Here is a 24,204-nt window from a genome sequence, read left to right on the forward strand (position 1 = left end):
GGGATGGAAAACCTGGCCGGCGGGAATGGACCTTTCGTGTTCCTGCTGGCGCTCAGCGTCATTCTTCTTCTCCTGCATATCTGCCTTCAGGCCATGTCCGCCACGCGGGAACTCGGCCTTGCCTGGAATGCGGGCGCGCGCGATATGCGGCAGGACCTCAAAGGGGTGTTTGCTGGACGTGCGCAGCGCGCCTCGGATAATTTTCGCGAGACCTATCCGGCTTTCGTCGGTCTCACTCTCGCTCTTGCGATCGCCGGTGACGCTTCCGGCTGGGGGCTGACGGGCGGCTGGATATGGACCATGGCGCGCATCGTCTACATCCCGCTTTATCTGGCAGGCGTGCCCTATGTGCGGTCGATCGCGTGGGTCGTGTCCCTTGGCGGTCTGGTCCTCATGCTTGTCGCGCTGATCTGAGGTCGAGCCTATGCATCAATATCTCATCGAACTTGCATCCCTGATGGCGATCTTCTCCTTTGCGATCGTCTCGCCCGGCGCGGATCTCGCGATGGTCATGCGCCAGGCCATGGTGCACGGTCGCAAACAGGCGATCATCACCAGCTTCGGTGTCGGCACATCCCTGATGTTCCACGTCACCTATACGATCCTCGGGCTTGGTCTCATCATTTCCCAGTCGATCTATCTCTTCAACATCGTCAAATGGCTGGGCGTCGCCTATCTGATCTATATCGGCATCAAGGCGCTGCGCGCCGGCAAGACCGAACTGCCCGCCGCTGAAGGTGAAGGCGTTCAGGCGAAAAGCAGCCAGACGGCGCTTAAGGCTTTCACGCTCGGTTTTGCCGCCAATGCACTCAACCCCAAGCCGGTGTTTTTCTTCCTGTCGATCTTTTCGACGGTGGTTCATGCTCACACGCCGGTCGCCATCAAGTTCGGATACGGCTTCGTCATGGCGAGCTGCCTTATCCTGTGGTTCGTCGGCGTCAGCCTGTTCATGACGACGCCGCGCATGCGCGCCGCATTTCAGCGCGCCAGCCAATGGATCGACCGCACCAGCGGCGTGGTCTTCATCGCTCTCGGTATAAAACTCGCAACGGAAAAAGCGGCCTGAATTTCAGGTCAAACGCAAGCAGGGCAATGATCGGTATCTTGCCCGACATCAATCAGGAAAACGAACATGGCATATGATGTAGTTGTAATCGGCACGGGCCCCGGCGGTTATGTTTGCGCGGTCAAGGCGGCACAGCTGGGCCTCAAGGTCGCTGTCATCGAAAAGCGCGCGACCTATGGCGGCACCTGCCTCAATGTCGGCTGCATCCCTTCGAAGGCGCTGCTGCACGCGTCCGAAACCTTTGCCCATGTTGCCCATGGCGTCGATTCGCTCGGTATCGAAGTCGCCGCGCCGAAGCTGAACCTTGAAAAGATGATGGGCCATAAGGACGGCGTGGTGAAGGCCAATGTCGATGGCGTCGCCTTCCTGTTCAAGAAGAACAAGATCGATGCCTTCCAGGGCACGGGCAAGGTTGTTTCCGCCGGCAAGGTTTCCGTCACCAACGACAAGGGTGAGAGCCAAGAAATCGAAGCGAAAAACATCATCATCGCCACCGGTTCTGATGTTGCCGGCATTCCGGGCGTTCAGGTCGATATCGATGAAACCGTCATCGTTTCCTCCACCGGCGCGATCGCTCTTTCCAAGGTTCCGGAAAAGCTGATCGTCGTCGGCGGCGGTGTCATCGGCCTCGAGCTTGGTTCGGTCTGGTCGCGTCTCGGCGCCAAGGTTACCGTCGTCGAATATCTCGACAATATTCTCGGCGGCATGGATGGTGAAGTTTCCAAGCAGTCCCAGCGTCTGCTGGCCAAACAGGGTCTCGATTTCAAGCTCGGCGCCAAGGTGACGGCTGTTGAAAAGACCGCCGCCGGTGCAAAGGTCGTGTTCGAGCCGGTCAAGGGCGGCGCTGCCGAGACGCTGGAAGCAAACGTCGTGCTGATCTCCACCGGCCGCAAGCCCTACACCGAAGGTCTCGGCCTTGCGGAAGCCGGTGTCGTACTGGACAGCCGCGGCCGCGTTGAAATCGACGGCCACTACAAGACCAATGTCGATGGCATCTATGCGATCGGCGACGTGGTGAAGGGCCCGATGCTGGCGCACAAGGCGGAAGACGAGGGCGTTGCTCTCGCGGAAATCCTCGCCGGCCAGCGCGGCCACGTAAATTACGACGTCATTCCGGCCGTGGTCTATACGCAGCCTGAAATCGCTTCCGTCGGCAAGACCGAGGAAGAACTGAAGGCCGCTGGCGTCGCCTACAAGGTCGGCAAGTTCCCCTTCACCGCCAATGGCCGCGCCCGCGCCATGCAGGTGACGGATGGTTTCGTGAAGATCCTTGCCGACAAGGAAACCGACCGGGTTCTCGGCGGCCACATCGTCGGCTTCGGCGCTGGCGAAATGATCCACGAAATCACCGTGCTGATGGAATTCGGCGGCTCTTCGGAAGATCTCGGCCGTACGTGCCATGCGCATCCCACCATGTCGGAAGCCGTGAAGGAAGCGGCGCTCGCGACCTTCTTCAAGCCGATCCACATGTAATCGGTGTTGGAGCCCGCTGCTCCAATATTAAATTTCAGTCATCTGCCAAACCCCGGCTTGCCATGCAGGCCGGGGTTTTCCATACTCGCGCCACAGCCTGTCTAACCTTTTGATAAAAGGCAATAAAATGGCGTTTCCAAGTCAAGTTTCCTTCACCGTTCCGCAGCGCATCATTCATTGGGCGATGGCGCTTCTGATCTTCTTCAACCTGTTGTTTCCCGATGGGATGGAACATGCCTACCGACTGATGCGGCGGGGCGAAACACTGACGCCGGAACAGGTATCTTCGGCCAATATTCACGCCTATGTCGGCTTCACCATTCTGTTGCTTGCAGTGCTGCGCCTCTGTCTACGCTTCTTCCAGGGCGTGCCGCCGCATCCCGCCGAAGAACCGAGGCCGTTTCAGATTGCGGCGAAGGTGGCGCATTTCACCTTTTATGCCCTGTTCCTCGTCCTGCCCCTGTCCGGTATTGCCGCTTATTACTTCGGCGCTCAGCCGGCCGGGCAGCTGCATTCCGGTCCCTTCAAGGCGCTGATGTGGGTGTTGATCGCCGGCCACGTCGTCGCTGTTCTGGTTCACCAGTTCTACTGGCGCACCAATGTCCTGAAGCGCATGACGCACGGCTAAGCGGCGGTTTGTCGCGTTTCCGGTTCCTCGGAAAAAGAGGAAGGTTACCCTTGCCGCATGGTGCGGCCGGGGTTCGGGAATGCAGGATATCGAAGACATATTGCCGGGCGCCGACTGGCGGGATCGCTATCAGGGAGAGATGGTGACGCCGGAGCCGTCCTCACTCGATGTCAGCAGGCTCCTTCTCGATCATCCTCCGGCATGGATCCGCAGCCTCATGGCGCTTCGAAACCGCGTGGTGGCGCTTTTCGGTTTAAGAACGGTCGAAATGGTAGCTGGGACGTCGGCGGGCGGTTTTCCAGTCCTGTCCTCCACGCCCCAGCGGACTGTGCTGGGTTTCGATGACCGCCATCTCGATTTCCGGATCGTCGTCGATCTCGAAGAGAAGGGGAGCCGCCAGATGGTGAGTATCACCACCATCGTCAGGCGCAAGAACCTGTTTGGGCGGCTCTATCTTTTTGTCGTCGGACCGTTTCACCGTCGGATCGTGCCGGCGACGATGCGGCCGTTCTGCGCCAATGTCCGTCCAGTCAGCATCGGGAGTGAGCGGGTCAATCGACCCGCGTGAGGGTAAAGCCTTCCGCGCGCAGCAGTTCGACAAGGCCTTCCTCGCCCGGCAGATGCAGTGCGCCGACGGCCATGAAAACATTGCCCCTGGCAAGCTCGGGGGCCGCCCGTTCCGCCATGACATGGTTGCGGTCGGTGATGATGCGCTGCTCGAAGGCGGCATAGCCCTGTTCGTTTTCAGCCGCCGCCTTCTTGGTGTCCAGGCTTTTCAGCATGGGCATGGTCATGCCAATATCGCCGGCGACATAGAGATCGGTCATGGTTGTCATGATGTCATCCATGCGGTCGCCCAGTTCGAGCGTTTCGATCAGCGCCTGAAGATGAAATTCCATCGGCAGCTCGGACATGGCCGTCAGCTGCTCCACCATGGTCTCCAGCCCGACAAGGTGTTTTCCGTCCGCGATGGCATCTTCGGCCAGCTTCTTGTCGAGAAAGGAGAGGCCGGTGGCCTTGCGGGCGAATTCACAGGCGGGAAGGGCGACGAAGCTCGAAAGCATCCACGGCTTCATGCGCGAAACGGCGTTCAGCGGAATGCCGCGTTCCTTGAGACCCTTTTCCAGACGCGCGACATTTTCCGGCGACAGGACGTCGGTGATCGATTTGCCATCCAGAAACATGGTGAGTTCGGGCTTGCTCAGCAGCGAGGCCGCGACCTTCTTGTCGTCGACGATTTCGTCCGATTCCACGATTACCGTCGCGGCTTTTTCAAAGGCGGGGCTGGCGGCGGCAGGCATTTCCAGAACACGCGGATCGGTGACATGCATGGTGCCGAGAAGATAGGATGTGGGCGTTCCGGCCTTTTCGATGCGCCAGAAATTGCCCTTGCCGTTCGGGATCGCCGCCGCTTCCTGCTCGATCTTTGCGAAGGTCTGCGGATCGGTCTTGCGCATTTCCACGAGAATGTCGCTGCCGGTGCAGGTGATCTGCTGCTGCGCGGCTTCCGCTTGCCCCAGCGAAAGCAAGGTCATGAGCAGGATTGCGACGGCGGTGACATGCAGGGCGGCAAGCAGCCACAGCAGGGCGTCGCCGGTCTTGCCCATCAGGGTGGCGGTGAGGTTTTGCGGTTTTATCAGGCTGTGCATCGGTCCAATCCGGTTGTCGTTCGCTTATAGAACGGCGGCTTGGATGTCTGGTTAATGATTATGGTTAACCATTTCCTCCTTCATGCGCGCGGATGGGCGTTGTCGTAGATTTCCAGCAGTCTCGCGGTGTCGACCCCGGTATAGACCTGTGTGGTGGAGAGGCTGGCATGGCCAAGCAGTTCCTGAATGGTGCGCAGGTCGCCGCCGCCGGCCAGAAGGTGCGTGGCGAAGGAGTGGCGCAGCGCATGCGGCGTGGCGTTTTCCGGCAGGCCGAAAGCGCCGCGCAGTTTCTGCATTTCCCTCTGGATGATGGCGGGCTGCAGCTTGCCGCCGCGAGCGCCGAGGAACATGGGCTCATCCGCCGACAGGGCATAGGGGCAAAGCTTCCTGTAGGTATCGACGGCTTCCGTCACCACCGCCAGCAGGGGCACAATCCGCGTCTTGTTGCCTTTACCGGTAATGCGCAGGCTGCGGGCGCCGGGTGGAAAATCGGCGGGGGTAAGACCGAGCGCCTCGGAAATGCGAAGGCCGCAGCCATAAAGCAGCGAAAGGACTGCGGCATTGCGCGCGGCGATCCATGGTTCGTCGTTCAGTTGCGCTTCGCTCGTGGTAATTTTCAGCGCCTGCCGGTCGGTCAGCGGTTTCGGTAGCGATTTCGGCTGTTTGGGCGCGCGCATGGCGGTGGCGCCGGCTGCGTTAACGAGACCCTTTTTCTGCAGGTGGTGCAGCAGGGAGCGCAGGCCGGCCAGATGTCGCCCGAGCGACCGCGGGCCGGCACCTTCCTTGCGCCGATTGGCCAGAAAGGCGCGAAGATCGACCGGACGCAGATCGGCAATATCGGTGATGGAGGCCGGTTTGCCGATGTAACCGGTCAGGAATGTCAGAAACTGCCGGGTATCGCGCTCATAAGCCTCGACAGTATTGTCCGAAAGCCGGCGTTCGCCGGCGAGGGCGGCGAGCCAGGATTGGCGCTCGTCAAGAAGATCGGCTTGGGCGAATGTCAGGATTTCGGTCACGGGGCGCTCCATTCCATGCGTCGAAACTATGCGCTTATGGTCAGCATTTGGTTAAGAGGTGGACTTTGCAAGGCACGCCCACTACATCCGGGCGGTTTCCTTTTTCCTGTCGTCGAGGCATGGTCGCCACATCATGGCAAAAGATTCGTCCGATCTGTTTGGGGCTCTGTTCGACCCGCCGTCGCCCACGCGCACGGTGCCCGTTCTCGTGCCCATGCCGGCGCCCGGGCCCTACAGCTATTCGGTGCCCGAGGATATGGTGGTGGAGACGGGTTCCGTCGTGCAGGTGCCGCTTGGGCCCCGGCAGGTCTTTGGCGTGGTGTGGGACGATGCCGGAGAAAAGAGCGTCGATCCGAAGAAGCTGCGGCCCATCACCAAAAGTTTCGAGTGCCCGCCGCTGAAGGCGGAAATGCGCCGCTTCGTCGACTGGGTCGCCGCCTATACGCTGTCTCCGCCCGGCCTCGTGGCCCGCATGGCGCTCAGAGCACCTGCCGCCTTCGATCCCGAGCCGATGATCGAGGGGCTGCGGCTGACCGAAGGCCGGCCGGAGCGCCTTACCCCCGCCCGCGAGCGGGTGATGGAACTGGCGGCAGAGGGGCATGGCTGGACAAAGAGCGGGCTTGCCCATGCCGCCGGCGTTTCAACCAGCGTGATCGATGGGCTTGTCAAGCAGGGCGTGTTCGAGACGGTGTTTCTGCCGGCGCCGCCTGTCGTGGCCGAACCCGATCCTGACTATGTCGAGCCGCGTCTGGAAGGCCCGCAGAAACAGGCCGCTTCGGAGATACTCGAGGATGTGCGCAAGGGTGGCTTTCATGTTTCGCTGATCGACGGCGTCACAGGTTCTGGCAAAACCGAGGTCTATTTCGAGGCGGTGGCGGAGACGCTCCGTCAGGGCAGGCAGGTTCTCATCCTGCTGCCAGAAATTGCACTGACCGCGGCCTTCCTTGAACGTTTTCAGGATCGTTTCGGTGCGAAACCGGCGGAATGGCATTCGGACCTGTCACCGCGCATGCGGGAAAAGGTCTGGCGGCAGGCGGTGACGGGTGAGGTGAAGGTGGTGGCCGGCGCGCGCTCGGCACTTTTCCTGCCCTTCGATAATCTCGGTCTGATCATCGTCGATGAAGAGCACGACCCCGCCTACAAGCAGGAAGACCGCGTCTTTTATAATGCCCGCGACATGGCCGTCGTCAGGGCGCGGATAGCAGAATTTCCTGTCGTGCTGGTGTCTGCCACACCCTCCGTGGAAAGCCAGGTCAATGGCAGTTCGGGGCGTTACAACACCATTCATCTGCACACGCGTTTCGGCGATGCGGCGATGCCGGACCTGCATCTTGTCGATATGCGCCGTCATCCGCCGGAACGGGGAGGGTTTCTTTCCCCGGTTCTGCTGCGCGGCATCGGCAAGACCATCGAGAAGGGCGAGCAGGCGCTTCTTTTCCTCAATCGTCGCGGTTATGCGCCGCTGACGCTCTGCCGGGTCTGCGGCCACCGTTTCCAGTGCCCGCAATGTTCCAGCTGGCTGGTGGAGCACCGGTTCCGCAATCAATTGCAGTGCCACCAGTGCGGCCACAACGAGCCGACGCCTGACCATTGCCCGGAATGCGGCACCTTCGATCATCTGGTGGCCTGCGGGCCGGGTGTGGAGCGCATCGCCGAAGAGGTGGAGAAACATTTCCCGGAAGCCCGCACCATCGTCCTCTCCTCCGATCTCATGGGCGTCAAGCGCCTGCGGCTGGAGCTGGAGGCGATCGTCAAGGGTGAGGCGGATATCGTCATCGGCACGCAGCTCGTCGCCAAGGGACATAATTTTCCGCTGATGACGCTGGTGGGCATCGTCGATGCCGATCTCGGCCTTGCCAATGGCGATCCGCGCGCGGCGGAGCGAACGTTTCAGCTGCTCTCGCAGGTGACGGGGCGCGCCGGGCGCACGGGGTTGAAGAGCCATGGCCTGTTGCAGACCTATCAGCCGCAGCACCCCGTCATGCAGGCCATCGTTTCGGGCGATGCATCGGCCTTCTACGAAAGGGAAATCGTGGAGCGCGAAAAAGCCGTTCTGCCGCCCTTCGGACGGCTTGCCTCGATCATCGTTTCCGCCGATACGCGCGGGGAAGCGGAAACCCATGCCCGGGGCTTGAGGGCCGCAGCCCCACAGGTTACCGGCATCATGCTGCTCGGGCCGGCGGAAGCCCCGCTCGCGCTCATCCGCGGCCGCCACCGTTTCCGCCTCCTCGTACACGGGCGGCGAAATTCCGACATGCAGTCTTTTCTCCGCACGCTTCTGGCCAATGGCCCGAAAGAGCGCGGCAGCGTGCATGTGCAGCTCGATATCGACCCGCAAAGTTTCCTTTGAACTTTGCCGCCGGGGCGTTTTCCCGCTGTCATGACCGTGTCATAACGCAGCAGGCAGTCAAAATGATTTGGGGAACGAGATGGAGTTTTATTTTCCCGCCGAGTTCGGCGAGCAGCTCGCCTTCGGAGCGGCGGTGGTTTCGGCCGTGATGGGCCTTTTTTTCATGTTTGCGCCGGGTATTACGCTGCGTGCCTTCGGTCTGCAGCCGGCGGGTGAGCGCAGGGATGGTTATGCACTCGTGCGTTCGTCGCTTGCCGGGTTCTATCTCGGTCTCGGCGCCGCCGCCCTGCTTCTCGCGCAGCCCATGGTCTATCTCGCCTTCGGTGCGGCTTTCGGCCTCAGCGTGTTCGGCGGTATTCTCTCCATACTCTCCGATGGAGGCGCAACCATGCGGAATTTCTTACTTCTGGTTGTACACTTCCTGCTCGCTGCACTGTCGTTGAGCTACGTGTTCGGGCTGGTCTGAGGCGGGCTTTTTGCCTTTTGTGACGCACAGATGCCGCATCCTGGGCGAAATCGGAAAATTTAAACGCATTCCCCCTTGCCCAAACGGCGCTTTCCGCTATTACGCGTGTTGCGAGTCCCGGCGTCCTATGCTAGACGGACCGCGAAATTGGGAAAAGGCAGGGGGGAATTCCGGTCTTTTTCGGGGAAATTGAAACGATTTCAAGAATTTGATGCGGTGGAGCCCCATCGCTCATGGTCTTGGACGATTAGCAGGGAAAAAGTGCCCGTGGCAGACACCTCCCATGGAACATCCGGTGTAGCGGAAAGGTATGCGTCGTCGCTTTTCGAGCTTGCTTTGGAAGCGGGTACGGTCGAAGCGGTTCAGGCCGAACTGGACAAGTTCGGCGCACTTCTCGACGAAAGCGACGATTTGAAGCGTCTGGTTGCGAGCCCGGTGTTTTCCGCCGAGGATCAGTTCAAGGCAATCACCGCGATCTGCGAAAAGGCCGGCATTGCCGGTCTCGCGCTCAATTTCCTCAAGGTTGTTGCGAATAACCGCCGTCTCTTTGCCGTTCCCGGCATGATCCGCGCCTACCGCACCATTGCCGCTGCCCACCGCGGCGAAATCACCGCCGAGGTTACCTCGGCACATGCGCTCGACGAGGCGCAGGAAACTGAACTGAAGGCGGCGCTGAAGAGCGTTACCGGCAAGGATGTGGCGGTTTCCGTTACCGTCGATCCGTCGATCCTCGGAGGCCTGATCGTCAAGGTCGGCTCTCGCCAGATCGATACGTCTCTTCGCACCAAACTTTCCACCCTTAAGCTTGCACTGAAAGAGGTTGGCTGATGGATATCCGCGCCGCGGAAATTTCCGCAATTCTGAAAGATCAAATCAAAAATTTCGGCAACGAGGCGGAAGTCTCGGAAGTCGGTCAGGTGCTTTCCGTCGGTGACGGTATTGCCCGCGTTTACGGCCTCGACAATGTTCAGGCCGGTGAAATGGTCGAGTTTCCGGGCGGCATCCGCGGCATGGCGCTCAACCTTGAAGCCGACAACGTCGGTGTGGTTATCTTCGGTTCGGACCGTGACATCAAGGAAGGCGACACCGTAAAGCGGACTGGCGCTATCGTTGACGTTCCCGTTGGTCCGGAACTGCTCGGCCGCGTCGTTGACGCGCTTGGCAATCCGATCGACGGCAAGGGCCCGATCAATGCCGCCAAGCGTTCGCGCGTTGACGTCAAGGCTCCCGGCATCATTCCGCGCAAGTCGGTTCATGAGCCGATGTCGACCGGCCTCAAGGCTATCGACGCTCTCATCCCGGTTGGCCGTGGTCAGCGCGAGCTCGTCATCGGCGACCGTCAGACCGGCAAGACCGCGATCATTCTCGACACGATCCTGAACCAGAAGGCCATTCACGACAATGGTCCCGACGGCGACAAGCTTTATTGCGTCTACGTCGCTATCGGTCAGAAGCGTTCGACCGTTGCCCAGTTCGTGAAAGTTCTGGAAGAGCGCGGCGCGCTGCAGTACTCGATCATCGTTGCTGCGACCGCTTCCGATCCGGCTCCGATGCAGTACCTTGCTCCGTTTGCCGGTTGCGCCATGGGCGAATACTTCCGTGACAACGGCAAGCACGCTCTCATCGGCTACGACGACCTTTCCAAGCAGGCCGTTGCCTATCGTCAGATGTCGCTTCTGCTGCGTCGTCCTCCGGGCCGCGAAGCTTATCCGGGCGACGTTTTCTACCTTCACTCCCGTCTTCTCGAGCGCGCTGCAAAGCTCTCCGACGAAATGGGCGCAGGCTCGCTGACGGCTCTGCCGGTCATCGAAACCCAGGGTAACGACGTTTCGGCCTTCATTCCGACCAACGTGATCTCGATCACCGACGGCCAGATCTTCCTTGAAACCGACCTGTTCTACCAGGGTATCCGCCCGGCTGTTAACGTGGGTCTGTCGGTTTCGCGCGTTGGTTCCGCCGCCCAGATCAAGGCGATGAAGCAGGTTGCCGGTTCGATCAAGGGTGAACTCGCCCAGTATCGTGAAATGGCCGCTTTTGCCCAGTTCGGTTCGGACCTTGATGCTTCCACGCAGCGCCTGCTTAACCGCGGTGCCCGCCTGACCGAGCTTCTGAAGCAGCCGCAGTTCTCTCCGCTCAAGACGGAAGAACAGGTCGCGGTGATCTTCGCTGGTGTCAACGGCTACCTCGACAAGGTTCCGGTCGCGCAGGTCGGCAAGTTCGAGCAGGGTTTCCTCTCCTACCTCCGCTCGGAAGGCAAGGCGATCCTCGACACCATCCGCACGGAAAAGGCTATCAGCGACGATACCAAGGGCAAGCTCAAGGGCGCTCTTGATAGCTTCGCCAAGTCTTTCTCTTAAATCAGGGCTCTTTTACTCGGACGGATAACGGATGCCTTCACTAAAGGATCTGAAAAACCGCATTGCCTCCGTAAAGGCGACGCAGAAGATTACCAAGGCGATGAAAATGGTCGCCGCGGCGAAGCTTCGGCGCGCCCAGGAAGCTGCGGAGGCCGCCCGGCCTTATTCTCAGCGCATGAGCGCCGTTCTTGCCAACATCGCCAAGGCGGTCGAGGCAGACGTTGCTCCGGCGCTGATGACCGGCACCGGCAAGGACGACGTGCATCTGCTCGTCGTCTGCACGGCTGAACGTGGCCTTTGCGGCGGTTTCAACTCGCAGATTTCCCGTTTTGCCCGCGATCACGCCCGCAAGCTGATTTCGGAAGGCAAGACGGTCAAGATCATCACGGTTGGCAAGAAGGGTTATGATAGCCTTCGCCGCGAATTCGCAGCCAACATCATCGAGCGCGTCGAACTGCGCGACGTGAAGAAGGTCGGTTTTGAAAATGCCGACCAGATCGCCAAGAAGGTGATCTCGCTCTTCAACGCGGGTGAGTTCGATGTCTGCACGCTGATCTATTCGGAATTCAAGTCCGTCATCAGCCAGATCCCGACCGGCCTGCAGCTCATTCCAGCCGCAACGCCAGTTGTGGAAGAGGATGCCGCGACGCAGAACGCCGTCTACGAATATGAGCCGGATGCGGCTTCTATTCTGGAAGACCTTATTCCGCGCAACATTTCGGTTCAGGTTTTCCGGGCTCTGCTCGAAAACGTTGCCGGTGAAATGGGCGCCAAGATGAGCGCGATGGACAATGCAACGCGCAATGCCGGTGAGATGATCAACAAGCTGACGCTGTCCTACAACCGTCAGCGTCAGGCTCAGATCACCAAGGAACTCATTGAAATCATTTCGGGCGCGGAAGCGCTCTGAGGTAAGGAAAGAGGGTAAGGATAATGGCTAAGGCAGCTACCCCCAAGAAAACCGCAGCGGTGAACGGCGCGGGCAAGGTTACCCAGGTTATCGGCGCTGTTGTCGACGTGGCGTTCGAAGGCGAACTGCCTCCGATCCTGAACGCGCTCGAAACCGAGAACAACGGCAACCGCCTCGTTCTGGAAGTCGCGCAGCATCTCGGCGAAAACGTCGTTCGCACGATCGCCATGGACTCGACTGAAGGTCTGGTTCGCGGTCAGGGCGTCGTCAACACGGGTGCGCCGATCGAAGTTCCGGTCGGTCCGGAAACGCTCGGCCGTATCATGAACGTCATCGGTGAGCCGGTTGACGAAGCCGGTCCGATCACCACGGCCAAGAAGCGCGCCATCCACCAGGACGCGCCGTCTTACGTCGAGCAGTCGACGGAAGCACAGATCCTCGTCACCGGCATCAAGGTCGTTGACCTTCTCGCTCCTTACGCCAAGGGTGGTAAGATCGGCCTGTTCGGCGGCGCCGGCGTTGGCAAGACCGTTCTCATCATGGAACTCATCAACAACGTCGCCAAGGCGCACGGCGGTTACTCGGTATTCGCCGGTGTTGGTGAGCGTACCCGTGAAGGTAACGACCTCTATCACGAAATGATCGAGTCGAACGTCAACAAGCTCGGCGGCGGCGAAGGCTCCAAGGCTGCGCTCGTTTACGGCCAGATGAACGAACCGCCGGGCGCCCGCGCCCGCGTTGCTCTGACCGGTCTGACGATCGCTGAAAACTTCCGTGACGAAGGCCAGGACGTTCTGTTCTTCGTGGACAACATCTTCCGTTTCACGCAGGCTGGTTCGGAAGTGTCGGCTCTGCTCGGCCGTATTCCTTCGGCCGTGGGCTACCAGCCGACGCTCGCAACCGACATGGGCCAGATGCAGGAACGCATCACCACCACGACCAAGGGTTCGATCACCTCGGTTCAGGCGATTTACGTTCCCGCCGACGACTTGACCGACCCGGCTCCCGCAACCTCGTTCGCGCATCTTGACGCAACGACGGTTCTGTCGCGTTCGATCGCTGAAAAGGGTATTTACCCGGCTGTTGACCCGCTCGACTCCACCTCGCGTATGCTCGACCCGATGATCGTCGGCGAAGAGCACTATGAAGTTGCTCGTAAGGTTCAGTCGACCCTGCAGCGCTACAAGGCTCTCCAGGACATCATCGCCATCCTCGGCATGGACGAACTGTCGGAAGAAGACAAACTGACGGTTGCCCGCGCCCGTAAGATCGAGCGTTTCCTGTCGCAGCCGTTCTTCGTTGCTGAAGTCTTCACCGGTTCGCCGGGCAAGCTCGTCGCTCTCGAAGACACGATCAAGGGCTTCAAGGGTCTGGTCAACGGCGAATACGACAATCTGCCGGAAGCTGCTTTCTACATGGTCGGTTCGATGGAAGAAGCCATCGAAAAGGCAAAGAAGCTGGCTGGCGAAGCCGCCTGATAATGAATTGGCGGGCGCGTGGTTCAACTGCGCGCCTTGCCGGCAACGGTGGCGAAACCGGAATGGTGATGCCGGCGTTGTAGAAATGAAGTCCGTGACGCCCGCGTAATTGAAAAGAAGTGAATAGCCATGGCTGACAGTTTCAAATTCGATCTCGTTTCCCCGGAGCGTCTGCTCGTTTCCGAAACGGTTACGGAAGTCGTCATCCCGGCAACGCTGGGTGAAATGACCGTTCTGGCCAATCACGCTCCGACGATGACGACGATCAAGCCGGGTCTGGTGACTGTGAAGTTCGCCTCCGGTGAGACGCATAAATACGTCGTCTTCGGTGGTTTTGCCGATATTCTGCCGACCGGCTGCACGCTTCTCGCCGAATCCGCCGTTTCGGCCGATGACATGTCCCCCGACACGCTGCAGAAGCGTATCGATGCGGCCAAGGCCGAAATCGAAGAGGGTAATCATCACCACGAACATCTGACCAAGCTTGAAAAGCATCTTTACGAACTGACGAACCTGCATGAGGTTCTCGTCGCCGCTTGAAAGCACCGGGCGGGTTCGAAAGAATGACTGCCCACAAAAAACCTAAAGCAGAAAGCGGCCGTTTCGGTCGCTTTTTTGTTTTGGGCTGTTGCCTTACCATATCAGCCGAAGCATGGCATGCTTTCGCATGGAAACCCGTCACCTGGCCTGATCTGAGCTTCCGAATGGCGTTGGCGGGATTACATCAATGATGGACGTGCGGAAAATGGGTAAGGCAGGGAGCGCCTTCAACGGGTGCACCCGGGAAACCGTTCCGATTTTCAGGGCTTTCGGTTAGATGTGATACCGGGAAGAAATGCTGCTTTGGGATCGTGAGCGAGACGAAGCAGATTTTCGTCATGGAGGAATGATCGGGTGTCGGCAAAGGCAAGTTACCGAAGGGTCGCAAGAACCGCTTTGCGCGAAGGGGCCATAGTGGAGGGCGAGAGGTCGGTGCCGGAGGAGGTGCCTGTTGCCTTTTCCTATGGCGGCAGCACCCATGCCGTAATGATGGCGAGCCCAGCTGATCTTGTCGATTTCGCGGTCGGTTTCAGTCTTACGGAAGGCATCATATCCACAAGGGCGGAAATCCGTTCCATAGAGGTGATTGAGGCCGGGCAGGGCTTCGATGTTCAGGTGGATTTGCAGGACGCCAATGCGGATGCGCTGCGGGCAAGACGGCGGCATATGGCAGGCCCCGTCGGCTGCGGTCTTTGTGGAATCGAGTCCATAGAACAGGCGGTCCGCGTGGTACCGGAGTTGAGCGGCGTGGAAGTCTCCGTTGACGGAGATGACATCGTTGCTGCGGTCAAAGCGCTGAATGAAGCGCAAAGCCTCAATCGCGAAACGCGGGCAGTTCACGGCGCGGGTTTCTACAATCCTCAAAAAGGGCTGCTTGCTGTCCGCGAAGATGTCGGCCGCCACAATGCGCTCGACAAGCTCGCAGGTGCGGTCGTCAATGCAGATCTATCGCCCGATAAGGGCATTGTGGTTGTCACCAGCCGACTGTCGGTGGAAATGGTCCAGAAGACGGCCATCCTTGGCAGCCCCATTCTGGCGGCAATTTCAGCACCCACTGCGCTTGCCATCGAAACGGCCGAGAGTTCGGGTGTCACACTTGTGGCGCTGGTGCGGGGTGAAGATTTTGAAATCTTCACCCGGGCGGATCGTATCATTCTATAACATTGAGGCCGCCATTTCCCGGCTGCCCCTGGCTTCAGAGCGAGCCTAGAATTCCGCCCATTCGGCTGCTGCGTTTCCGTGAGACCTTGGCGCGGCGGCATATCGCGGTTGCGGCGTCGGGAGGCGGGTGACGACGGCCGGTTTTTTGTCGGCCGGACGAGCGGGCGATGCCTCATGCGATATTCTGAACTGCCGCAGCAACTCATGCAGATTTTCCGCTTCCGTGGCGAGGCCGTGGCTGGCGGCGGTGGTTTCCTCCACCATGGCGGCGTTTTTCTGGGTGGCCTGATCCATGACGTTGACGGCCTGATTGATTTCGCTGAGACCATTCGCCTGTTCGCGCGAGGCTTCAACGATCGCCGAGACATTGGTGTCGATCTCGCTCATCTGCGACTGGATATCCCGGAGCGCGCCGCCGGTTCTGCCCACCAGATCCACACCGTTGGCGACCTGCTCGCGGGAGGTGTTGATGAGGGATTTGATTTCCTTGGCCGCAACGGCGGACCGTTGTGCGAGTTCGCGGACCTCCTGCGCCACGACCGCGAAACCTTTGCCGGCTTCGCCGGCCCGGGCGGCTTCGACACCCGCATTCAGGGCCAGAAGATTGGTCTGGAAGGCGATGTCGTCAATGACGCCGATGATGTTGGTAATTTCACCCGAGGAACGCGAAATCGCATCCATGGCGGAAATTGCCTGCTGGACGATATCGCCGGAATGTTCGGCATGTTCTCTCGTTCGCAACACCAGCTTTCCGGCCTCGCCGGCGCGCTGGCTGGCATCGGCAACGGTGGTGGTGATTTCCTCCAGCGCGGCTGCGGTCTCTTCCAGTGAGGCGGCCTGCTGTTCGGTGCGCTGCGAAAGCTGATCGGCGGCGATGCGGATTTCGCCGGAGCCCGAGGCGATTGTCGAGGCATTGTGGGCGATGGTCTGCATGGTGGCCTGCAGCCTGGCGACGACTTCGTTGAAGTCCGCGCGCAGCTTTTCCATGCTGGGCACGAAGCTGTTGTCTAGGCGCTGCACAAGATCACCTTCGGCCAGCGCCCGCAGGGCATCGGCAAGCACACTGATGGCGCTCATGCGTGGCGTGACATCGGTGGCGAATTTCACCACTTTGACCACCTTGCCTGCTTCGTCCAGCACCGGATTATAGGCAGCCTGGATCCATATTTCCTTGCCGTTCTTTCCATAGCGGACAAATTCATCCGAGATGAATTCCCCTGCCGCCAGTCGCGGCCAGAAATTGCCATAGGCGGGCGAGGCGGCATAGGCCGGATCGCAGAACATGCGATGATGCCTGCCCTCGATTTCCTTGAGGTCGTAATTCACCGTGGCGCAGAAATTCGGATTGGCGGTGATGATGGTGCCATCCGGGAAAAACTCGATGGTGGCCTGCGAACGGGAGAGCGCCTCCAGCTTGCCCGCATCGTCCACGGCCCTGATTTTCTTGGCGGTGATGTCGGTGGCGATCTTCACGACCTTATAGGGTTTGCCGGAACGGAAAACCGGGTTGTAAGAGGCCTCGATCCAGATAACCGAGCCGTCCTTGCGGATACGGCGATATTCCTTGGCCTGGAACTCGCCGCGCGCGAGAGACTCCCAGAATTCCTGATAGGCCCGCGACCCGGCAAGCTCGCTGTCGCAGAAGATACGATGGTGCTTGCCGACGATCTCGGTGAGATCATAACCCAGCGCCGTGCAGAAATTTTTATTCGCGGTGAGGATATTACCCTTGAGATCGAATTCTATGACCGCCTGCGATCTCGATATCGCATCGAGCATATTTCTGTTATCTGCGCTTTTCCCTAACCCCAGCATTATACGTCCCCCAAAAACGGCCCACGGCGCGGCGAGCCCGCACAGGATGTGCGGTCCGCGTCGTATCATGTTGAACAACGAACAGGTTTGCCGCCGAAGGCAGCAATGCAGGCACTTCCGTCTCTCCGCCTCGGTCAGGTATCGGGCCAGCGTGATATTCGTGCCGGCGCGATACTGTTCCACGGCCTTTAATATTAGATATCTATAATATTAAAATGTTCTTATTTAATAAGGCGAGGTAAAGAGGAAAAACAAAACCGCCGGGCAAGGTGCACCGGCGGTCTGGATCGATCGATAGTCTTCGTTTGGCGGGGCCAGACAAAAAAGCCTGATTAGGCCGCGAGATCTTCGGCTTCGGTTCCCTTGAACATTTTCGCAAGGTTCAGGAAGCAGATCATGCCATGTTCGTTGGCGATGATGCCTTCCGAATAGGACTTGTCGAAGGAGGCCGAGATTTCAGGAACCGGCTGAACCTGGTTTGCCGGGATTGTCAGAATGTCGGAAACGCGGTCGACGAGCATGCCGATGACCATGTTGTGAACTTCCGCCACCACGATGGCGCTTCTCTCATTGGCGACGGTGCTCTTCATGCCGAGCTTGTGAGCCAGATCGATGATCGGAATGACGGAGCCGCGCAGGTTCATGACGCCAATGACGTCTTTCGGCGCGTGGGGAATGGGCGTCGAAGGCGCCCAGCCGCGAATTTCGCGGATGGTCGTCGTCTTCACGCAGAATTCCTGATCATGCAGGCGGAACGCGATGATTTCGAGCGTCTCACCGCCAAAATTGGTAGAGTTAATCATTGCCATCAGAATTCTTCCCAATGCTCGCTGTGGAGGCCGGCGCAAGTGCACCGACACTTGCATATGCGGATTTGGCGTTCTGCCTGGTGCCTGAACAGCCGGAAACAATATTTTCCGTCTTCAATGGATGATTTGTATCATCAGATGGTTTCGCAAACCTAAATGCGAAGCGGCGCTGAAGTGTTTTCGCTTTTCTTCGAAACGCGAAGATACTCTCTTCGATTTTACGCATTGTCCGGACGTAAAAACCGCCACGCACCTTTATTGGAAATTCTAATATTCTTTCTCGTAAAATATGCCGGCTGCGCCTTCGCCATCGCCGCCCGCTTCCCCGCGTAGCTTCACACCCCGCCCGACATCGAGGTTGATGATAGCTTTTGCGCCGGATTCGCCGCTTTGCTGAAGCTCGAGATAGGTTCTCTCGTTCAGATATTTACCGGCGGAAACGCGGGCCTGCCCTTCGGAATCGGTCGAAATATCGAGATCGTCGACGCCGAGATTGCTTCTGAGCTTGTCGAACAGCGAGGTGGAACGCCCGCCGGCCAACTGGGCGGCGGCATCGGCCAGTCTCGCGATTTGCAGAGCCGAGAGTTTCGACATGGACTGGCCGAAGATCAGCTGCGCCATCACCTCATCCTGCGGCAGGGCGGGTGCCGAGGAGAAAGCAAAGGTCGGATCGTTGGCATTGCCGGAAACGGCCACGGTGATAGTCGTAGAGCCGACCGTCGAGTCGGCCTTCATATCGAGGACCGGAACGAGGCCGCCGCCGAAACTGATATTGCCGGTGGTGAAATCGAGGCGGCGAGTGAGGATTTCGAGCCGGCCACGGCGCATTTCAAAGCCGCCGGAAATGACCGGAACGGCTGCCGTGCCACGGATCGTCAGATTGCCCGTGAGTTCCGCATCGATGCCGCGCCCGCGCACGAAGATGCCGCTCGGTGCGTTCACCTGCAGATCGAGATTGATGGTGGACGAGCTGCCGCTGCCGCCCTGATCAGCCCCGAGCGCCTTGGCCTGCGCGCGCACCTTCGGCGGGGCGTTCTTGTGCTTGACATCGATTTCCGTCAGCGAGGCCGGAAGCTTTTCCGGAATGGTGATGGCGCTTCTGTCCAGCGTCAGGTTGCCGCCCAGCACGGGGGAATTCAGCAGCGGGCCTTTCAGCGTCAGCGTGCCGCTTACCACCGTCGTCACCAGCGTGCCGTCATTATAACCGGCGCGATTGAGGGTAATCGATATATCGGCGGGGAAACCCGAACCACCGGCTATGCCGACACTGCCGGTTCCCGAGATCGTTCCGCCGCCGGCCAGCTTACCCGTCAGTCGCGAAATGACGGCACGGTCGCGGTCGAAGGTGATGGTGGCGCCCAGATCGTTGATGGTCAGGTTCCGGCGCACATCGGTCAGGCGCGTACCATCGGTGGTGATGCTGCCGGTAACGACAGGTGCGGAAGCGCTGCCGGAAATCTTCACGTCGATGGCGGCGGTACCGTCCACATCGAGGCCCTGGGCTGCGGTTTGCGCCGCGACGGCGGAGAAGGGCAGCCTGCCGGAAAACGCCATGGAAAGCGGACGATTGCCGGCGATGCCCAGCGAGCCGCCGCCGGAAAGCGACATGCCGCCCTGTCCGGATACATTGGTGTCGATCTGCAAGGTGCCGCCGGCAAAACGGCCATTCGCCTTGATGTCGAGCGCGGCAAGGCCTGCCGCACGTGTCTGCGCGACCTCGGCATTGGTCCAGTTCAGATTGTAATCGACCGCAGGGTTCGATGCCGCACCCTTGGCGCTCACCGTGCCGGAGATGCTGCCTGCCGCATCCAGTCCGGTGGCGAAGGCATTTGCGAGACTGGCGGGCAGAGAACGAATATCGGCATTGATATCGAGCGTCGACCCGGCGCTGCCGTTGACCTCGACCCGTCCTTCACCCGTGATAATGGTCAGATCGGAGATGCGGGCCGTGCCGTTCTGGATGGCGATGGTGCTCGGTTTTTCAAGGCGAACCGCAATGCCCTTGGGGGCGGCGGAAAAAGCGTCAACCCGCACCGTCATCGGCGATCCGCCGGTCTCAGCGCTGCCCTTTACCACCAGAGGCGCATTGTCGTAACGGCCATTGACGTCGAACTGCGTCGTCGTGCCGGAATGGCCGATGGTGGCATTCAGGCCCGATATCGCGGCGGCGCCGGCATTGACGCTATCGGCGCTGACCTTGCCATTGATGGCGAGAGCCTGAAGGTCGTCGATGGAAATATCGGCGGCGAGTTTGGAGATCGTTGTCGTGCCCTGGCGGATGCTGCCGCCATTGGCCTTGATCGTCGCGGCAATCCGGCCATTGGCGTTGCTCAGGGCGATATCGCCGGCAATATCGCCATCCGCCTGCTGCGCGGCGAGGGCGGCGAGCAGGGCAAGGTCGGGGAAATTGAAGGAGAGATTGCCCGATGGCAGGAATTGCTGCGAGAATTGCAGCTGTCCGTTCAAGATATTCCGGCCTACGGCCACATGCAGCTCGGGGATGGCCGTGCCGTTTTCGGTCTGCACCACATCGGCATTGGCGTCGATCTTCTGTCGGTCGAGACTGCCGCTGGCGGTGAGCTTTGCCTGGGGCGCGGCGGGATCGGCCTTGCCCGTTGCATTGACCTTCAGCGATTCGAGTGTTCGTCCGGCAAGGATCGCGCTTTCGGAACTCAGGGTGATGTTGAAATCCGGTGCTGTTAGCGCGCCGCTGGCCTCGATTGCAAAATCGGCGACGCCCTTCGCCTGTGGCGTCAGTTTTTCAAGAGCGGGAAATTTACCCGTCAGGCTGGCGCTCAATGCATCGTTTTCGAGGCCGACATTGCCGGTTGCTTCGATCGTTCCCGACTTGATGACGAGGTTTTCAACGCTGGTGCGTCCGCCGATGGTCACGTCGATATCGCCCTGGAGGGCAATGGTGGTGTCGAACTTTTCCGCGAGGGCCGGTGGAAGGGTGGCGGGCAGCGCGAAGAGCTGCACGCTGGAGGTCAGGCGATTGTCGGCGAGATTGAAACTGCCGTTCAAAGTTCCGCCGACACTGGCGCTTTCCAGCGTCGCGCCGTCGAAGCCGATGGCGGACGAAGTGAGGCTGAGCGGCGCCTTGATGGTGAGGGGCGCCCGCACCAGCCGGTCGATATCGGCACTGACGAAGGAGGATTGCGCCACGGACAGGACTGTCGCGATCGTGCCGCTGCGATTGGCGATGTTGAGATCGGCACTCTCGGCCGTCAGCTTGACGTCATCGAGCCTGCCTTGCGGCAGGGAAAGGCTGCGCAACGATACCGTCGTGTTGAGATGCGCGGCGTCTGCACCGCCCTTGAGGGAAAGATCGAGGCCGTTGATGAGGGCCTGAACCTCGCCATTCTCCAACGGCCAGCGAAAATCTACGGGGCCGGCGGTGCCGATGAGATTGGCGGCGAGATCGTTCTGACCGTTCGGATCGACCGTGCCTGACGCCGTCAACAGCAGGGTGCCGGTCTCCAGCGTGCTGCTGCCGATTTCGATACGGCCCTGCGGCGAAAGCGTGGCGTTTGCGTCGAGTTTTGTCTCGCCAGCAAAAAGCTGACGGAAGGCCGGGGGCAGAAGCAGATCGGGCTGACCGCCGCCTGCAATTTCGATACGGCGGGTGCCATCATCTGCAAGAAGGTGGCGGCCGGTGACGTTGACGACAGGATTGCCGGCGACATTGCCGCGCAGCGTGCCCGTCCAGTTGGAAAGCGGGCCTTCGCCGTTGAGGTCTATCGCCACCGCAGGTGTTCCTGGAAGCGAAAGCAGCGTGGCGAGAAGACCGCCTTCGGGCTCCTTCATCTCCGCTTTCAGCTTCAGGACATTCTCATTCGGAAGGAAGGCGATGTCGGCATTGACCTCCGCATCCGGCGCATTGAGCCGATGGGCGGTGAGCGACAGCCGCATATCGTCCTGGGCAGCCGTCAGGTTGCCTTCCGCGTTCAGGTCGAAGGGACGGCCGAGAAGCGATTGGCCAAGGCTGATATCGGGAAAGCTGAACTTGTCGACGGCGATTTCGATCGGCAGCGAGGAATTGCCGGAGCTCTTGGTCGATGTCTGCTCCGGGGCAAGCGGTTTGCGTTCGACATCGATAGATCCGGCCGAGACCCGGTCGGCATGGAAGGTGCCGGCAAGCAGTGAGAGGGGCGACCAGTCGACGGCGATCTGGTTCACGCGGGCATAGGGTCCCTGCCGGTCTGAAAGCGTGACATTGTCGAGCCGCAGGCGGCCGGTCAAAAGGCCGCTCGGGGGCGAAATCTCGATTACCTGATCGGGCGTGGAAACGAGCGATGAAATCTGCTTTGCGGCAATTCTTGCGCCCATCGGGGTAAAACCGACGAACAGAACCGCAAGCAACACCAGCACCACGCCGCACAAAGCAGCGTAGCCCAGCCATTTCAGCAATCGAATCAACGTTTTCATAAAGGGTAATCTACACTCTGTTGCAAGGGTGTTCGACTGCGGCGTTTAAAAAGACTGACCGATGCCAGCATAAATGCCGAAACTGTTGCCGCCATCGTATTTGTCGAGCGGCATGGCGACATCGAGACGCAGAGGCCCGAAGGGCGTCGCGTAACGCAGGCCGATACCGGCGCCAGCCCGGATATCGGAAAAATCGGGTGCCACGTCTTCCGAAACCACACCCGCATCGATGAAGGGGACGATGCCGATCGTATCGGTGACCTTGATGCGGGCCTCAACGGAGCCGACGACATAGGAGCGGCCGCCCGTCGCGTCGCCGGCGGCATTATAGGGCGATATTTCCTGGTAGCTGTAGCCGCGTACCGATCCGCCGCCGCCGGCATAAAAGCGCCTGGTGGTGGGTATGTCCTGCAGATCGCTGCCGCCGACCAGCACGCCGCCGGAAAGCTTTCCGGCCATGATCAGCCGGTCCTCGGCGCCAAGCCCCTTGTAACCCGAAATGGAGCCTTCGAAAGAGGAAAAGAAGGTGCCGTTCAGCGCTTCATAGCTGGGCTTGGCGGCCAGCGATGCGCGAAAGCCTTCGGTCGGGTTGAGCTTGTCGTCGCGTGTATCACGAACGAATTCCAGCGGGATGGAGGTGGTGAGATATTCGTTCTTGCCGAATGCGTCTTCCGTATCGGCCCATTGCACCTCGAGGCCGGCTGCGGCTGTATCGGTATCGTTGAGCTCGTAGGCGAAACCGGCTGTGCCCGTCACTGTCTTGGCGTCATATGTATCGGGGTGTTCGGTCTTGGCAATCAGGCTGGTCTTGAAGGTGGTGCGCGGATTGAACATGCCGGGCTTGGTGAAAGTGATGCCCGCCGAATAATCCATGCCTTCGACGCTCGATGCCTCTGCGATGCGCGAAACCGAACCTTCGATCCGCAGCGATTCCGCCTGTCCGAACAGGTTGCGGTGGCCCCAATAACCCTGCAGGCCGATGCCTTCCGTGGTGGAATATTGCGCGCCGACGCCGAAATAGCGGTGCTTGCCTTCCGAGACCTCGATGGTAAGCGGAATGGTGCCGTCGCGCGCCAGCGTTCCCGCTTCCTTGATGGTCAGGCTGGAAAAGACGCCGAGCTGCCGCAGCCGGTCGGCGGCCTTGCGCAGTTTTTCCGGCGAATAGGGCTCGCCGCCATTGAGGCGCGAATAACGGCGGATAAAATCGCCATCGACGGTTTTTTCACCCGTGACGGTGACCGTGCCGAGGGGCGCCACGGGACCGCCTTCGGCCGCCATGGTAATGTCCACCGTATTCGTCGCGTGGTTGGCGACGGCCTCGCGTTTTGTCAGCTTCGCAAGCGGACGGCCTTCGGCCTTCAGATCATCGATCAGCTTGTTGCCGGCGCGGATGATGGCGAGAGAACCGGCGTCGCCGCCGGTCGTCAGGCCATATTCCTCAAGGTTGCGGCCGGTCACATCGCCTTCAAGCCTGACATTGCCGAGTTTGAAGACCGGGCCGGGCGTAACCGTGATGACCACGGGCACCGGAGCGGAATGATCGAACACCGGATTGGGCGGCAGGCTATCCACATCCTTGCCGGCGACGGTGACCTTGACGATGCCGCCATAACGGGCGTTTTCATAAAGCGCCGCGATCAGCCTGTCCCGGTCGTCTCTCGCCTTTATCAGAAGGCCAAGATCGCCGGAGGCCGGCTTGTCCTTGTCGGCAAGAAGCAGCGAGCTGTTTTCCAGGCTGTCTTTCAGGGACTTATCGGCGTCCGTGGCATCGAGCGTGACGGCGTATTTGACGGGGTTGATAACCTCTACCTCCGGTTCTTCCGAACCCCAGAGGCGCATGCCGAACAGTTTGAAGGCAAAGGCGTCACGGGTAAACGCCGGATACAGGGCGAACGTCACAGCAAACGCAAGTGCGGTGCCAGCTTTCCGATACGCAATACCTGTCTTCGGGTTAGTTCGTGTTCTTCGCATAAGCTGCTTTATGGTTGAGCCTTTATTGTCGCCCTAACCCGTTTCCTGTCCGTTAACATTGCAATTTAATCATAAATAAACGGCTTT

Annotated in this window: 19 protein-coding genes; 13 read left to right on the forward strand and 6 right to left on the reverse strand. The window is 59.8% G+C overall.

Annotated features, from left to right (window positions below; genetic code table 11):
* Positions 1-3: 3 nt before the first annotated feature.
* The 5 genes from EM858_RS09710 (at position 4) to EM858_RS09730 (ending at position 3,735) form a co-directional block, all read left to right on the forward strand.
* Positions 4-414, forward strand: a complete 411-nt coding sequence (locus EM858_RS09710; protein ID WP_127756558.1) for an MAPEG family protein — start codon at positions 4-6, stop codon at positions 412-414.
* Between the two features lie 10 nt (positions 415-424).
* Positions 425-1,066, forward strand: a complete 642-nt coding sequence (locus EM858_RS09715; RefSeq protein ID WP_120947543.1) for a LysE family translocator — start codon at positions 425-427, stop codon at positions 1,064-1,066.
* Between the two features lie 66 nt (positions 1,067-1,132).
* The gene (gene lpdA, locus EM858_RS09720) at positions 1,133-2,539 is read left to right on the forward strand and encodes a dihydrolipoyl dehydrogenase (protein WP_127756559.1); all 1,407 of its coding nucleotides are present in this window, start codon (positions 1,133-1,135) and stop codon (positions 2,537-2,539) included.
* A gap of 127 nt (positions 2,540-2,666) precedes the next feature.
* Positions 2,667-3,167, forward strand: a complete 501-nt coding sequence (locus EM858_RS09725) for a cytochrome b (protein WP_078052379.1) — start codon at positions 2,667-2,669, stop codon at positions 3,165-3,167.
* 79 nt (positions 3,168-3,246) lie between these two features.
* On the forward strand, positions 3,247-3,735 hold the full coding sequence (locus tag EM858_RS09730) for a DUF2867 domain-containing protein (RefSeq protein WP_127756560.1): 489 nt from the start codon (positions 3,247-3,249) through the stop codon (positions 3,733-3,735).
* Here the strand turns inward: EM858_RS09730 and EM858_RS09735 are convergent.
* Together EM858_RS09735 and EM858_RS09740 are read right to left on the reverse strand one after the other, a co-directional pair.
* Entirely contained in the window at positions 3,719-4,816 is a 1,098-nt protein-coding gene (locus EM858_RS09735; RefSeq protein WP_127756561.1) for a TraB/GumN family protein, read from the reverse strand. The two genes, EM858_RS09730 and EM858_RS09735, sit on opposite strands and share 17 nt — an antisense overlap.
* Before the next feature lie 80 nt (positions 4,817-4,896).
* The gene (locus EM858_RS09740) at positions 4,897-5,844 is read right to left on the reverse strand and encodes a tyrosine recombinase XerC (RefSeq protein WP_127756562.1); all 948 of its coding nucleotides are present in this window, start codon (positions 5,842-5,844) and stop codon (positions 4,897-4,899) included.
* A gap of 121 nt (positions 5,845-5,965) precedes the next feature.
* On the opposite strand from EM858_RS09740, the gene EM858_RS09745 reads away from it, so the two are divergent.
* From EM858_RS09745 to fdhD, 8 genes are all read left to right on the forward strand, one after another.
* Complete coding sequence (locus tag EM858_RS09745; protein WP_127756563.1) at positions 5,966-8,182, forward strand: primosomal protein N'; 2,217 nt, start codon at positions 5,966-5,968, stop codon at positions 8,180-8,182.
* Positions 8,183-8,261: 79 nt separating this feature from the next.
* Entirely contained in the window at positions 8,262-8,648 is a 387-nt protein-coding gene (locus EM858_RS09750; RefSeq protein ID WP_003523527.1) for a phage infection protein, read from the forward strand.
* 261 nt (positions 8,649-8,909) lie between these two features.
* On the forward strand, positions 8,910-9,476 hold the full coding sequence (locus EM858_RS09755; protein WP_183232595.1) for a F0F1 ATP synthase subunit delta: 567 nt from the start codon (positions 8,910-8,912) through the stop codon (positions 9,474-9,476).
* Positions 9,476-11,005, forward strand: a complete 1,530-nt coding sequence (gene atpA / locus EM858_RS09760) for a F0F1 ATP synthase subunit alpha (protein ID WP_080815683.1) — start codon at positions 9,476-9,478, stop codon at positions 11,003-11,005. Before EM858_RS09755 ends, atpA begins: the two co-directional genes overlap by 1 nt.
* 31 nt (positions 11,006-11,036) lie before the next feature.
* The gene (locus EM858_RS09765) at positions 11,037-11,915 is read left to right on the forward strand and encodes a F0F1 ATP synthase subunit gamma (protein ID WP_080815685.1); all 879 of its coding nucleotides are present in this window, start codon (positions 11,037-11,039) and stop codon (positions 11,913-11,915) included.
* Between the two features lie 23 nt (positions 11,916-11,938).
* Positions 11,939-13,393: a F0F1 ATP synthase subunit beta gene (gene atpD / locus EM858_RS09770; RefSeq protein WP_127756564.1), complete on the forward strand. Its 1,455-nt coding sequence runs from the start codon at positions 11,939-11,941 to the stop codon at positions 13,391-13,393.
* Positions 13,394-13,522: 129 nt separating this feature from the next.
* Positions 13,523-13,933, forward strand: a complete 411-nt coding sequence (locus EM858_RS09775; protein WP_003492358.1) for a F0F1 ATP synthase subunit epsilon — start codon at positions 13,523-13,525, stop codon at positions 13,931-13,933.
* 354 nt (positions 13,934-14,287) lie between these two features.
* Positions 14,288-15,094, forward strand: coding sequence for a formate dehydrogenase accessory sulfurtransferase FdhD (gene fdhD, locus EM858_RS09780; RefSeq protein ID WP_127756565.1), 807 nt, complete (start codon positions 14,288-14,290; stop codon positions 15,092-15,094).
* 45 nt (positions 15,095-15,139) lie between these two features.
* On the opposite strand, the gene EM858_RS09785 is transcribed toward fdhD, so the two are convergent.
* The 4 genes from EM858_RS09785 to EM858_RS09800 form a co-directional block, all read right to left on the reverse strand.
* Complete coding sequence (locus EM858_RS09785; RefSeq protein ID WP_164865382.1) at positions 15,140-16,873, reverse strand: methyl-accepting chemotaxis protein; 1,734 nt, start codon at positions 16,871-16,873, stop codon at positions 15,140-15,142.
* Positions 16,874-17,241: 368 nt separating this feature from the next.
* Complete coding sequence (locus EM858_RS09790) at positions 17,242-17,718, reverse strand: chemotaxis protein CheW (RefSeq protein ID WP_003504949.1); 477 nt, start codon at positions 17,716-17,718, stop codon at positions 17,242-17,244.
* A gap of 267 nt (positions 17,719-17,985) precedes the next feature.
* Complete coding sequence (locus EM858_RS09795; RefSeq protein ID WP_127756567.1) at positions 17,986-22,146, reverse strand: translocation/assembly module TamB domain-containing protein; 4,161 nt, start codon at positions 22,144-22,146, stop codon at positions 17,986-17,988.
* A gap of 45 nt (positions 22,147-22,191) precedes the next feature.
* Positions 22,192-24,117, reverse strand: a complete 1,926-nt coding sequence (locus EM858_RS09800; RefSeq protein ID WP_127756568.1) for an autotransporter assembly complex family protein — start codon at positions 24,115-24,117, stop codon at positions 22,192-22,194.
* Between the last annotated feature and the right edge of the window lie 87 nt (positions 24,118-24,204).

Source organism: Agrobacterium sp. CNPSo 2736 (assembly GCF_004005385.1).
Lineage (GTDB): Bacteria > Pseudomonadota > Alphaproteobacteria > Rhizobiales > Rhizobiaceae > Agrobacterium > Agrobacterium leguminum.